Source organism: Arthrobacter sp. Z1-15, assembly GCF_054792395.1.
Genome location: NZ_CP096454.1, coordinates 2889146 through 2901499, shown reverse-complemented (window position 1 = coordinate 2901499; position 12354 = coordinate 2889146). Strand labels below are relative to the sequence as shown.

Here is a 12354-nt window from a genome sequence, read left to right as displayed (position 1 = left end):
ACTGCTCCGCGGCGTAACCTGCTCCGCTCCGGCCCGGCCCGGACCCTAGACTGGAGCCATGACTGATACCCCCGCAGACGAGTTTGACCCCACGGCCAGTTCCCTTTCCGGGAAGGTCTCCGACGAGGTCATGCAGGAGCTGCTGGCGGTGCGCAGCAGCATCGACAACATTGATGCAACGCTGGTGTACTTGCTGGCCGAGCGGTTTAAGGCCACGCAGCGGGTAGGGTTCCTCAAAGCCGTCCACAGCCTTCCGGCCGGAGACCCGGGCCGCGAGGCTGCGCAGATTGCCCGGCTCCGACGCCTCGCGGAGGACGCGCACCTGGACCCGGCGTTCGCCGAAAAGTTCCTGAATTTCATCATCAGCGAGGTCATCCGGCACCATCAGGCGATCTCCGACAACCACAACGGCGGCAACAGCAATGAAGCAGGACTCTAGACACCCGGACGCGGCGGGGCAGGCCCCGGAACGGGCCGCTTCCACCACGGTGACGGCAACGGCCCTGGGGGCCTGGCCCGGCACCGACCCGGTGGAGGCCAGCCGCATCATCCGCGGCGAACTCGGTGATCCGCACCTGCCGTTCCTGCCGGAACTGCCTGCGCGGGGACCCGGTGCCGATGCCCTTGGACGGACCGCCGCGCTGCTCGTGGACCTCGCGGTCGACGTCCAGCCGCACGGCTGGCGCCTGGTGCCGCGCGCCGGAAAGGACCACCGCCGGGCCGTGTCCCTGCTGAACCAGGACCTCAACGCGCTGGCTGACGTGGCAGGCGTGGAAGAGAGCCCCTCGCACCAGGTGAAGGTTTCCCTCCGCGGGCCGCTGTCACTGGCAGCGGGGCTTCACCTGCACAACGGCGAGCGGGCACTGTCCGACGCCGGCGCCCGGCGGGAGCTGCTGCAGTCACTGACCGCCGGAGCGGCAGGCTTTGTGTCGCGGGTCCGCGAGGCGGCGCCCGGCGCGGAAATCATCATCCAGCTGGATGAGCCGGAAATTGCCGATGTGCTGGGCGGGAGCATTCCCACCGCCAGCGGCTACCGCACGCTGCGCTCCGTGCCGGCCAACGAAGTGTCCGGCGCCTGGCAGCAGATTATTTCCGCCCTCGCAGCCGCCGGGGCCGCGCAGACTGTGCTGCGGCTGCCGGATACCGGCCGCTCCGCGGCGCTGCGCCCCGGAGCGCAGTCACCCTTCAACCTGGCCCTCGGAGCCGGTGCGCACGGAGCCGCCCTGCCGGCGGCCGGGCTGACCGGAGCGGACTGGGAAGCCATCGCCGAAGCTGTGGAGGCCGGAAAGACGATTTGGCTGGGCATCCTGCCGGTTCCGGAGAATGCCGCCGAGCCGCGACGGGTCACCGCCCTGGTGGAGGACGTGATGCGGCCGTGGACCAAAATCGGTCTGGGCGCCGCCGCCCTGCCCGCGCTGCGCCTGACGCCTGCGTCGGAGCTTTCGGAGGCCTCGCCGTCGTCCGCCCGCCGGATGCTGACCCGGCTCACCCAGACGGCCGAAGCGCTGACCTCGGTGGCGGCCGAAAGCTAACACCTGCACAGCCCCCTGCACAGCCCTTGGGACCCGCCTAGACCCGCCGCTCCCACCGGGCCGGAACGGCGCCGTCAGGGAGCTGACCGTCCCAGGGCAGCCGGGAATAGCCGAAGCTGCCGTCGTACACGAAGACCGTACCGACCTGCCGCTGGATGACGCGGGTGCGGATCCGGAAGGTATCCGTGCCGCCGTCGTACCACTGTTCGACCTGCGCATCCGCTGAGGCGAAGGCCGGCAGGGGAAGCCGAAGCGGGCCGAGAAACAGCCGGCTGCGCGGCGAGTTCATGCGCAGGTGCCCCTCCGCGGTCACCGAGAGCACCAGATCCGTGGCGAGGTTCCGCCCGGCGCCCAGATAGTCGGTGAGGCGGCCGGGGCCGGTGAGGGTGGTCGTGTCCTCGAAGACCCGGTCCCGGCGCGGAAAGTGGAAGGTCCGGACCGCCGTCAGCGAGGGCCTGCCCCACGGGTCCCGGTGGGGATAGTTGCGGATGCTAAACGGAATTTCGGTGCCGTAGTCGGGAAAAAACGCGTTCGAGACCGGAACCAGCGGCAGCAGCGGACGCAGCCAGGGACGGGGACAGCCGGCCGTTTCGAAGACCCCCGTGCCTTCACCGAACGTTCCCGATTCCTCCCCGGCGGAGAAGTAGTCCTGCAGCTGGGGCTGCAGCCGCGCAAAGTCCGGGCCGAGCACGCTGCGGTAGATCGAGTCCGGGTATCCGGAAGGGGGCGGCGCAAAACTGTTCATGGCAGCCCTACAACCTTCCGGAGGACTTGAGCCGGATGTATAGATCGGCGAGCTTGGGCGGGAGCTCATGCGGGGTCTCGTCGACAACTTCCGCACCCATGGCCCGAAGCTGGGCGGTCATGGCCGCACGGTCCAGCAGAGCCCGTTCCGCGGCGGCCGCGCGGAAGGTCTCCGCCGGCCGCCGCCGCTGCAGGCGCAGCTGTTCCAGCTCCGGGTCCCGGACCGAGGCAATCACCACCACATGCTTTTCCAGCAGCTGCGGCAGCACCGGCAGCAGTCCCTCCTCGACGGCGCCGGAGTCCAGAGCCGTAATGAGCACCACCAGGGAGCGGCGGGTGGAAACGGAACGGACGGCGCCCGGCACAAGGGTGAAATCTGCTTCGATCAGTTCGGCTTCCAGCGGAGCCATGGCCGTGACGAGGTGGTTGAGGAGGTTGCCCTTGGAACCGGACTGCACCCGGGCCCGGATGCGCCGGTCAAAGGCCAAAAAGTCCACCCGGTCCGCCCCGCCGTGGGCGAGCATCGCCAGCAGCAGGGCAGCTTCGATGCCGGTGTCCAGCCGGGGTTCCTCGGCAATCCGCGCGGCGGAGGTGCGTGAAGTGTCCAGCAGCAGGACCACCCGCCGGTCCCGCTCGGGCCGCCAGGTCCGCACCACGGTGTCCCGCCGCCGGGCCGTGGCGCGCCAGTCGATGGACCGGACGTCGTCGCCCCGGACATAGTCGCGAAGCGAGTCGAACTCTGTTCCGGCGCCGCGCAGCTGGACCGAGGCATTGCCGTCCAGTTCCCGCAGCCGCCGCAGCTTTGACGGCAGATGACGCTTGGCATGAAACGGCGGCAGCACCCGCAGCACCGCCGGGCTCTGCAGCGTGCGCTGGCGTGCTGCAAGGCCCAGCGGGCCAAAACTGCGGACCGTGACAAATTCGCTGTGGAGTTCACCCCGGCGTTCCGGCATCAGCGAGACCTCGTAGCGCCGTGCTTCACCGGCCGGAAGCCGCAGCTGCTGCACGGGATTGCGTGCCCCGGCGGAAGGCTGCCAGCCGTCCCGGAAGCTTCCGCGGAGGGTCCGGCGGCCGTTGTTGCGGATAATCAGCACCACGGTGGCCGGCTCCGTCAGCCGCACGCCGGCAGGAACGATGCGCTCCACGGACAGCGCGCGTGGTGATGCGGCAGAGAGCAGGTCGGCCGCGGCGGCAACCGACATCAGCAGCAGCCACAGCCACACTGCGCCGGTGCCGGGGAAGAGCAGGACCGCAGCGGCGCCTGCTGCGGCAAACAGGACCAGCCGGCCGGAAATCGCCATTACTGTCCGGCGTCCTAGCGGGGCACCGGCACGGTGGCCAGGATGCTGCCCAGCACGTCGTCAACGCTCACGCCGTCCATCTGGGCTTCGGGCCGCAGGGAGACCCGGTGCCGCAGTGCGGGAAGCGTCAGTGCCTTGACGTCGTCGGGGGTCACGAAGGAACGGCCGGAGAGCCAGGCCCAGGCGCGGGAAGTGTTGAGCAGCGCGGTGGCACCGCGCGGTGAGACACCCAGCTGGAACGACGGCGCTGCCCGGGTTGCCCGGACGAGGTCCACGATGTAGCCCAGGACCTCAGGTGAAACCGCCACCCGGGCCACGGCTTCGCGGGCTTTTTCCAGGTCTCCGGCCGTGGCAACCGCGCGGACACCGGCTGCGCCGAGGTTCCGCGGATCGAACCCCCCGCTGTGACGGCGGATAATCTCGATCTCATCGTCGCGGCCGGGCAGGTCCAGGGTCAGTTTCAGCAGGAAGCGGTCCAGCTGGGCCTCCGGGAGGGAATACGTTCCTTCGTACTCCACCGGGTTGGAAGTGGCCGCCACGATGAAGGGATCGGGCAGGGGGCGCGAAACACCGTCCACGGAGACTTGGCGCTCCTCCATGGCCTCCAGCAGCGAGGCCTGCGTCTTGGGAGGAGTGCGGTTTATTTCATCGGCCAGCAGGATGTTGGTGAAGACCGGCCCCTCCCGGAAGGAGAACTCCGACGTGCGGCCGTCATAAATCAGCGATCCGGTCACGTCGCCGGGCATCAGGTCAGGGGTGAACTGGACCCGCTTGGTATCCAGGTCCAAGGCAGCCGACAGGGTCCGCACCAGCAGGGTTTTGGCCACACCCGGGACGCCTTCGAGGAGGACATGCCCGCGCGCCAGCAGGGCAATGATCAGTCCGGTGACTGCAGCGTCCTGCCCCACCACAGCCTTGGCCACTTCCTGCCGGACATCAAGCAGCGCCTGCCGTACGGGGTCGGCGCCGGGGCCGGAACCGGCCGGTGTCCGGGGCGGGGTGTACTCCGGCGCCGGGGCAGGCCCCGGTTCTCCGGCGGGCGGCGGTGCGGAAGGTCCCGGCGGCGGAACCGGGTTGGGTGCTGCCTGCGGCTGGTACTGCTGGCTCATGATGCGGTGACCTCTTCCTCTAGGGCTTGCAAATCCTGCGACCATTGCACGAGCTCGGCGTCGCGGGCGGGCAGTGGACGGTTCAGTAACCGGTCGACGTTAGCCACCGAACGTCCGGTGGCCTGTGCGGCCGCCCGCACCACCATGTCGGCGGTGGCCTGCGGGCCGAGCCGGAGTTTGGCGGCAAGGCGGGTCAGGGCGGCGGCGCGGAGTGTATCGGCGGCCCGGCCGGAGGCCCGCCCGTCCTGGTAAAGCCGGGCACGGCCTTCGGCTGTCTCTGCGGACCGTACCACCACCGGCAGGGGTTCGGCCGCCAGCGGTCCCAGCCTGCGGCCGCGCCAGAACATCGCCAGCGCGGCCACCACCAGCAGCCACAGCAGCAGCGGATCCACCCATTCGGGCATCAGCGTCCGCGGATCTGCGGGCAGTTCGGAGGCCGGGATATCGGCGGCGGTCGGCAGATACCAGACCAGCGTCTCGGTGGAACCCAGGGTGCGCAGGGCCAGGGCGGCATTGCCGCGGTCTGCCAGTGTGGCGTTGGCCAGGAAAGCGGTGTTGCCCAGGACGACGGCGCCGTCGTCGTCGGCGGCATAGGCGCCTGCGGAGCCGTCGCTTCCGGGAATCGGAAAGCAGACAACGGGAGCCCGGTAAGCGAGGCCGCCGGCATTCACGCTGGCCGCTGCCTCGGCGTCGGGCTCGTCGCAGGCGGCCCGAAGCGCTCCGCCGCTGCTGTCTTCGGGCACCACCCCGGCTGAGCGGATGTCGGGAGCCAGGGCGGAGAGCTGTGTGAATGTTGGCTGGACGAGAACCGTTCGCCGGGCAGTCCCGGAGAATTCGGCCAGCTGCTCCTCGCTGAGGAAACTGTTGGGGTCAACGAGCAGCAGGGTCGCATCGGATCCCTTGTCCGCCAAGACGTCCAGGGCCTCATCAAACGACCCGGGCGAAAGAACCTCCACCCCTTGATCCTCCAGGACCCGGGCAGCGGCCATGGCGCCGCCCGGGGCCGGGTTGGCAGGGGAGAGGCTCGGCGACGCAGTGCGGGGACTGCCCAGGATGCCCAGGACAACAACCAGGACCAGGACCAGGGCGAGGATGATCCACAGCCGCCAGGCACGCAGGCGGGCCCGGAGACCTGTCTGTCCCGCGGTTCCCGGGGCGGTAGCCTCAACGGTTCCGGCCGCGGTCACCGGGGGACCGCCGGAGCTGCGGATACTGCGGAAGCTGTGCCGCCGGAGTCGGGAGCCGAGGATTCCAGCAGCGTATCCAGGGCTGCGGCCCTGCGGGCATCGGCTGCCGTTGCCTGAAGGTGCCCGTACCGGACTTCATCAAAACGGCGGGACAGCCAGAGGACTTCCGGTGCTGCAGAGGGGAAGGACAGGGCCAGTTCCTGACCTGCTTCCGCTGCCGTGCGGCCGGCCCTCGGTTCCAGGATCACCCGCTCTTCCGCTGACCGGATTACTGCGCGCAGCCGCTCCGCCAGAGCTGTGTCCCAGTCACCCCGTGCGGCCGCCTCAGCCGAGAGTAGTCGGTGGTCCACAGCCTCCCGGGTCTCCCCGGAGTCGAAAATCTCCCGGCGTCTGCGGGCATTCAGGCGCGGTCGCACCAGGAAGACGGCCACAGCAAGCACAGCCGCCGCGCCAACGGCCAGCAGCACCACGCCAAGGGACGGATCGACGCCGGAGATGCTGTCGAGGAGATCGCCGAGAAACTCTCCCGCCCACTGCCAGAACCGGTCCAGCAGGCTTGGTTTGGCCTCATCATAGACGGACCTCGACAGCTCGCGTTCAGCCCACTCGCGCCCCTGCGCTTCATCCGGGACAACCGGGACTTCAATGCCCGGCGCGACTCCCAACGGCACGGCTCCCAACGGCACGGTCACAGGCCGGTGCCCCGGGCCCGGCCGGGTACGAGGTCGGGATTGCCGGTCCCGGCCAGCTCCTGCTCCTTCATCAGCGCGATATCGAAGCCCTCGCGGCGGATCCGCAGGTCAACATAGAGCAGCGAGGTCACTGCTGCCTGGAAGGCGTATCCGATGGCGCTGAAGAAGGCCGTGACGGCCACGTTCAGTGCCACCAGCGCCACTGCGGCAGCGGGACCCGGTTCGCCCCCGCTGCCAAAGGCGCCGACAAGACCCAGCAGCAGGCCCACGGGAGTGCTGATCACCGAAGAAACGATGGTCACCAGCAGTAAAGTAAGCGCCAGGATCCCGAAGGACCGCCAGAAATTGCCCCGCGTCAACTGCCAGGAACGGCGGATGGACGCGAAGACGCCGGCCGGTTCCAGCACCAGGGCTGCCGGTGCCAGGGCAAGCTTGACCGCCAGCCAGACGGCGACGGCGATGAGCGCCAGAACGCCGACAATGACCACCGCGACGCCGGCCGGTCCCAAGGTGTCCACGACCAGCACCAGGGCAACGGCGAAGGCGACTACTCCGGCGATGAGGATTACCGTCAGCAGCACCCCCAGTCCCGCGAGCGGCAGCAACCGCCTGCCGGAGAGCTTCCAGGTCTGGGCGAACCCTGTTTTGAGGTTCAGGATGGACCGTGCAACCGGTACAACCAGCATTCCCTGCAGCAGCAGGACGCCGATGACGGACACGATGGTCAGGAGCGTTCCGGAGGTCAGCACCGGGCCGACTGCCTGCCCGGCCGTACCGAAGTCTTCGTCCAGAACCACCGGGGAAACCACGTTGCGGACAAAAAAGAGCGTCAGGACGGCCACGACGGCCTGAATCAGGAGAGCTGTTCCGAAGGTCGCCGCCGGATTTTTGCGGCAGGCCTGGAAGGCTCCGTCCAGCAGCTCACCCAGTCCCAGCGGCCGCAGCGGGATAACTCCCGGTTTGGGCGGGGGCGCCCACTGGCCCTGCTGTGGAAAGGCGCCCCACGGCTGGCCGGGCTGGCCGGGCTGACCGGGCGGGGGAAAGCCGGGAGTGCCCCACGGCTGGCCGGGCTGGCCGGGCTGACCGGGCTGGCCCTGCTGGCCGGGCGGGGGAAAGCCGGGAGTGCCCCACTGCTGGCCCTGGCGCTCCCAGGGGTTCTGCTGCGGTGCCGGCTGGCCCCACGGCGGCGCGGGCGGTGGTACCGCCGGTACTCCGGTTCCGTCCCCGGGCCCGGAAGGCTGCTCCCGCTCCCGCGGGGTCTCGCCGTTGTGATTGTCCTGACCCAAGGTATGCCCCCAAAAGAGTTGTTTGCCCTTATCCGACTATAGTTCCAGACTGCTGCGTGCGTCCCCGGGAGAAACCGCCGGAAACTATGTCCTCTAGGATGAGAGGGATATCGTCAGCTGTCACAGTTTCGCAGGGCCCGGCGGATGTTTGGCATCCTTGGACAGCAGGCAGAGACAGCGGGCAGAAGGTCCGGCGGGAAAACCCTGCCCGGCCCGGGGGCCTGCAGGGCAGGCACCGCAACGAAGAACCGGTTTGAGCAGTCAGCCGGGGACAGGGAGTTATGAAGGCACGCATATTGGTCGTGGACGACGACGAAGCACTGGCCGAGATGATCGGAATTGTGCTCCGCAACGACGGGTTCGACCCTGTCTTCTGCGCGGACGGCTCCAAGGCGCTGGAGATCTTCCGCGGCTCAAAGCCCGATCTGGTGCTGCTGGACCTGATGCTGCCCGGAATTGACGGCATTGAGGTGTGCCGGCAGATCCGCGGCGAGTCGGACGTTCCCATCGTCATGCTGACCGCCAAGTCCGACACCTCCGACGTTGTCCGCGGACTGGAATCCGGAGCCGACGACTACGTGCCCAAGCCGTTTAAGCCTGCCGAACTCGTTGCACGGGTGCGGGCCCGCTTGCGTCCCGGCGACACCAAGACCCCCGAATCCCTGAGCATCGGAGAAGTCTCCATCGACGTCGCGGGACATGTCGTCTCGCGCGGTTCGGAGACCATATCGCTGACGCCGCTGGAATTCGACCTCCTGGTGGCCCTGGCCCGGAAGCCCTGGCAGGTGTTTACCCGTGAAATGCTGCTTGAGCAGGTTTGGGGCTACCGCCATGCCGCGGACACCCGGCTGGTCAACGTCCATGTGCAGCGGCTTCGTTCCAAAATTGAACGCGATCCCGAAGCACCCGAAATTGTTCTGACGGTGCGCGGTGTCGGTTACAAAGCCGGCCAGAGCTAGGCGCTCGCGGACGTCGGCTCTGAGGGCCGACGTCCTGCCGGCAGCGGCGCGGACTCTCCGCCGGCTCCGCGACGCGCTGCGTAAAGCTACCTTCCAGCGGATCGCCCGCCGCTGGCGGCGTTCCCTGCTGTTCAAGACGGTGGTCTCGACCCTGCTGCTGGTCACCTTGGCCTGTGCGGGAGTGGGCGCTTTTTTATCCCACCAGATTGCCGGTGCCCTCTATGAGGAGCGCCTGAGCCAGTTCCAGTCCGAGGCAACCGCCGGACTGAACTCGGCGAAGGAGAACTTCCGGACCACTGCGGCAACGGACCGTGAAGGAACCGAGCGCCTGGTCTCCAACACGCTCTCGCTGCTGGAGGGACAGGGTGCGGACGCCCGCCGGCTGTACCTGCTCACACCCCTGCCGGACCAGGAACAGAATTTGTTTGTCTCCCAGACCCTGGGGGAAGGGATTACGGCCGGCAGCATCCCGGAGACGCTGAGCGCCTCCATCCGCAGCATCGATGTCAACGCCGATCAGGACACCATCCACTGGTCCCCGCTGGCTCTGGCTCACGGCGAGCCGGGCCTGGCCTTCGGCACCAAAGTGACCCTGCCGCCCGACAGTGCCGAGTACGCCCTGTACCTGATTTACGACCTGGATTCGATGCAGCAGACGCTGGACGATATTCACCGCATCCTGTGGATCGCCGGCGGGCTCCTGCTCGCGATCATCGGCACCATCGCCTGGATTGTTGCGAAGGCAGGGGTGGGAGCAGTCAGCGACGCCGCAGCCGTGTCCGAAAAGCTGGCGGCCGGCGAGCTCCAGGAACGGATGGTGGTCAAGGGCGAGGACGAAGTTGCACGGCTGGCCGCGTCCTTCAACCACATGGCCGCAACCCTGCAGGACCAGATCACCCAGCTGGCCCAGCTTTCACGCATGCAGCAGGTTTTCGTGTCCGATGTCTCCCACGAGCTGCGCACCCCGCTGACCACCGTGCGGATGGCCGCGGAGGTCCTGTACGACGCGCGTGAAGGCTTTGATCCCATTAGCCGCCGATCCACCGAACTGCTGTACCACCAGGTGGAGCGCTTCCAGGCACTGCTGGCCGACCTGCTGGAAATCTCCAGGTTCGACGCCGGCGCCGCATCCCCTGACCTGGAACCCACTGACATCTTTACCGTGGTCCGCGAGGTCATCGAAGCAACGGAACCGCTGGCCCTGAACATCGGCTCGCCGGTCACCATTGTCTCCAAGGAGACAAGCTGCATGGTCGATGCGGATCCGCGGCGCATCGAACGGATTCTGCGGAACCTTGTGGTCAACGCCCTCGAGCACGGTGAGGGCCAGCCGATAGAAATCGCCATCGGATCCAACATCGACGCCGTCGCCGTGGCGGTGCGCGATCACGGCATCGGCATGACCGACGACGAAGCGTCCCGTGTGTTCGACCGCTTCTGGCGTGCTGATCCGGCCCGGGCGCGGACCACCGGGGGAAGCGGCCTCGGGCTGTCCATTGCGGTGGAGGACGCGCTGCTGCACGGCGGCCTGCTCCAGGCCTGGGGCCGGCCCGGTGACGGAGCGTGCTTCCGCCTCACCCTGCCCCGCCGCCATGGTGTACCGTTCTCGGATTCACCTGTACCGCTCTCACCGTATGACAGCGGCCGGGGGCCCCGTGCCCTGGCCGGCCCGGTATCACCAGCCGAGGAGAAGACCGATGCCAGCTAGCCCCGCCTCCGTGCGGCCGTTCGCCCGGCTGCTCCTTATGGCTATGGCAGTACTGGCTGTGCTTTCCGGCTGCTCGTCCATTCCGACGACGGGGCCGGTGGGGACGGCATCTGCCCACAGCGACGGGAATGCGCTGGTGGACACCTTCGCCCTGGCGCCGCGCGGGCCCAGCGAAACCGGCGGGGAAACCCCTGAAGAAATCCTGCAGGGATTCATTACGGCGGGAACCGGAGCTGCCGACGACTACAGCGTGGCGCGCGAGTTCCTCACCGGTGCCGCCGCCGAGACGTGGAATCCCACGGAACGCGTGCTCATCTACGGTGCCGATCCCAATATCGTTCCGGCCGCCGACGGGAACGGCTACTCCATCCGTCTGGAAGTGGTGGGCTCGGTTGATAACCGCGGGATCCGGACGGATCGGGCCTCCGGCACCACCGAAACCCTCTCGGCCAAGCTGGAACAGGAAGACGGGCAGTGGAGGATCAGCTCCGTCCCCAACGGCATCATGGTCTCGGAGGTCAGTTTCTCCCTGCTGTTCCTCTCGCACAATCTCTACTTTTATTCGAGCAGCTACGACTTTTGGGTGCCCGACACCCGCTGGTTCGTGCAGAAGTCGGGCATCGCGGCCAACGTGGTCAAGGCCATGCTGGAGGGGCCGGCCCCCTATCTGCAGGGGGCCGTCAGCAGCGCCTTCCCTGCGGGCACCTCGCTGGCGCGGGATGCCGTCCCGGTGGTGTCAGGCGCAGCAACAGTGGATCTCTCCGCCGATGTCCTGCAGGATTCGAGCGACTTGAACCGGCAGCAGATGGCACTGCAGCTGCGGCAGAACCTGGGCAACCTGAACAACGTCAATTCGGTGACCATGACGGTGAACCAGCGTTCGGTGGATCTGGGTAAGGAAAGCGGTGAGCTGATTGAGCCGGTGGCCGACCCGGAGGTCGGCGGCACGCAGATCGCCGCGTACGGAAATGAACTGGTCTACTTCAAGGACGGCCAGCCGCAGCTGATCGACGGTATTCCCAGCGTGGCTGAGCACGGGCCCCGGGACCCGGCGCTGTCCCTGGACCTGGCCACTATCGCTTTCCTGAACGGAGACCGGTCGGCCCTGTTCCTGACCGGTCCCAACCAGGACGTCCGCCGGGTCGCAACCGGCAGTTCACTGACACCCCCCAGCATAGATCCGGGCAGGTGGACGTGGACGGCGTCGCAGACAGGCACCGGTTCCTCGATCCTGGCGCTGCCGCCCGGCGGGACTTCCGAGAACGTCCTGTCTCTGCCCGTTCCCTGGCTGGCGGAAACCAGCATCTCGGAACTGCGCATTTCCCGTGACGGGACGCGTGCCCTGCTGGTCGCCGCCCAAGGCGGGCGCAGCCAGGTGCTGGTGGCCGGGATCGTGCGCGACGCCGACGGCGTTCCGCGCACGCTGACCACTCCGCTGGAACTGGCTGTTACTGCGGATCCGGGTTCGGGGATCCCGGTGGCCGTTTCGGTGGACCGGGCTAAATGGGTCTCCGAAGATTCCATCGCGGCAGTGCAGACCTCGGCTGACGGAGAGGCCACCCCGTTCATCCTGAACCTGGGCGCCGGGCCCGAGCCGCTGGCCGCCCTGACCGGCATCACCGGCCTGAGCGCAGGCAAGGGGGAGCAGGACATTTACGTCCATACCCAGTCGGCCGTCTACAAGCGGATGGGCAACAGCTGGTACGAGGTGGCCGCAGGGCTGACCGATCCGGCGTTCCCCGGCTAGCCACTGCTCCTGCACACCCGGGGCCGAGGGCCGAGCGTCCGGGCCGCTGTCCCCGTTGGCCCTCCGGCTGCTGACTCCCGGCGGGCCAG

The 12354-nt window shown here is 68.2% G+C and carries 11 protein-coding genes; 5 read left to right on the top strand and 6 right to left on the bottom strand.

All coding sequences use genetic code 11. From position 1 onward, the window contains the following. Positions 1–58 precede the first annotated feature (58 nt). Together M1D40_RS13220 and M1D40_RS13215 are read left to right on the top strand one after the other, a co-directional pair. Positions 59–439, top strand: coding sequence for a chorismate mutase (locus M1D40_RS13220; protein WP_341393541.1), 381 nt, complete (start codon positions 59–61; stop codon positions 437–439). Next, positions 423–1532, top strand: coding sequence for a uroporphyrinogen decarboxylase/cobalamine-independent methonine synthase family protein (locus M1D40_RS13215; protein WP_461169121.1), 1110 nt, complete (start codon positions 423–425; stop codon positions 1530–1532). Before M1D40_RS13220 ends, M1D40_RS13215 begins: the two co-directional genes overlap by 17 nt. A 37-nt stretch (positions 1533–1569) precedes the next feature. Here the strand turns inward: M1D40_RS13215 and M1D40_RS13210 are convergent, their stop codons facing one another. The 6 genes from M1D40_RS13210 to M1D40_RS13185 are packed head-to-tail and all read right to left on the bottom strand — an operon-like array spanning position 1570 to position 7851. Further along, positions 1570–2277, bottom strand: coding sequence for a DUF4166 domain-containing protein (locus M1D40_RS13210; RefSeq protein WP_461169120.1), 708 nt, complete (start codon positions 2275–2277; stop codon positions 1570–1572). Positions 2278–2284: 7 nt separating this feature from the next. Further along, positions 2285–3577 (bottom strand): DUF58 domain-containing protein, encoded by a 1293-nt coding sequence (locus M1D40_RS13205; RefSeq protein WP_461169119.1) that lies wholly within the window; start codon positions 3575–3577, stop codon positions 2285–2287. Between the two features lie 14 nt (positions 3578–3591). Then, positions 3592–4686 (bottom strand): AAA family ATPase, encoded by a 1095-nt coding sequence (locus M1D40_RS13200; RefSeq protein WP_341393545.1) that lies wholly within the window; start codon positions 4684–4686, stop codon positions 3592–3594. After that, positions 4683–5873 (bottom strand): DUF4350 domain-containing protein, encoded by a 1191-nt coding sequence (locus tag M1D40_RS13195; protein ID WP_461169118.1) that lies wholly within the window; start codon positions 5871–5873, stop codon positions 4683–4685. Before M1D40_RS13195 ends, M1D40_RS13200 begins: the two co-directional genes overlap by 4 nt. Continuing rightward, a complete protein-coding gene (locus M1D40_RS13190) occupies positions 5870–6544 on the bottom strand; it encodes a DUF4129 domain-containing protein (protein ID WP_461169117.1) in 675 nt (224 codons plus the stop codon). The genes M1D40_RS13195 and M1D40_RS13190 overlap by 4 nt, the downstream gene beginning before the upstream one ends. 17 nt (positions 6545–6561) lie before the next feature. Continuing rightward, positions 6562–7851 (bottom strand): glycerophosphoryl diester phosphodiesterase membrane domain-containing protein, encoded by a 1290-nt coding sequence (locus tag M1D40_RS13185; protein WP_461169116.1) that lies wholly within the window; start codon positions 7849–7851, stop codon positions 6562–6564. 281 nt (positions 7852–8132) lie between these two features. Here M1D40_RS13185 and mtrA point away from each other — a divergent pair, with 281 nt between their 5' ends. The 3 genes from mtrA to M1D40_RS13170 are packed head-to-tail and all read left to right on the top strand — an operon-like array spanning position 8133 to position 12265. Further along, positions 8133–8810 (top strand): MtrAB system response regulator MtrA, encoded by a 678-nt coding sequence (gene mtrA, locus M1D40_RS13180; RefSeq protein WP_341393549.1) that lies wholly within the window; start codon positions 8133–8135, stop codon positions 8808–8810. After that, entirely contained in the window at positions 8782–10518 is a 1737-nt protein-coding gene (gene mtrB, locus M1D40_RS13175) for an MtrAB system histidine kinase MtrB (protein ID WP_461169115.1), read from the top strand. The genes mtrA and mtrB overlap by 29 nt, the downstream gene beginning before the upstream one ends. Beyond that, positions 10508–12265: an LpqB family beta-propeller domain-containing protein gene (locus M1D40_RS13170; protein WP_461169114.1), complete on the top strand. Its 1758-nt coding sequence runs from the start codon at positions 10508–10510 to the stop codon at positions 12263–12265. The genes mtrB and M1D40_RS13170 overlap by 11 nt, the downstream gene beginning before the upstream one ends. Positions 12266–12354: the final 89 nt, after the last annotated feature.

Excerpts from the sequence above, each read along its gene's own strand:
- M1D40_RS13205 (WP_461169119.1), bottom strand. The coding sequence starts at position 3,577 with ATGGCGATTTCCGGCCGGCTGGTCCTGTTTGCCGCAGCAGGCGCCGCT.
- mtrA (WP_341393549.1), top strand. The coding sequence starts at position 8,133 with ATGAAGGCACGCATATTGGTCGTGGACGACGACGAAGCACTGGCCGAG.
- M1D40_RS13220 (WP_341393541.1), top strand. The coding sequence starts at position 59 with ATGACTGATACCCCCGCAGACGAGTTTGACCCCACGGCCAGTTCCCTT.
- M1D40_RS13210 (WP_461169120.1), bottom strand. The coding sequence starts at position 2,277 with ATGAACAGTTTTGCGCCGCCCCCTTCCGGATACCCGGACTCGATCTAC.
- M1D40_RS13200 (WP_341393545.1), bottom strand. The coding sequence starts at position 4,686 with ATGAGCCAGCAGTACCAGCCGCAGGCAGCACCCAACCCGGTTCCGCCG.
- M1D40_RS13170 (WP_461169114.1), top strand. The coding sequence starts at position 10,508 with ATGCCAGCTAGCCCCGCCTCCGTGCGGCCGTTCGCCCGGCTGCTCCTT.
- M1D40_RS13215 (WP_461169121.1), top strand. The coding sequence starts at position 423 with ATGAAGCAGGACTCTAGACACCCGGACGCGGCGGGGCAGGCCCCGGAA.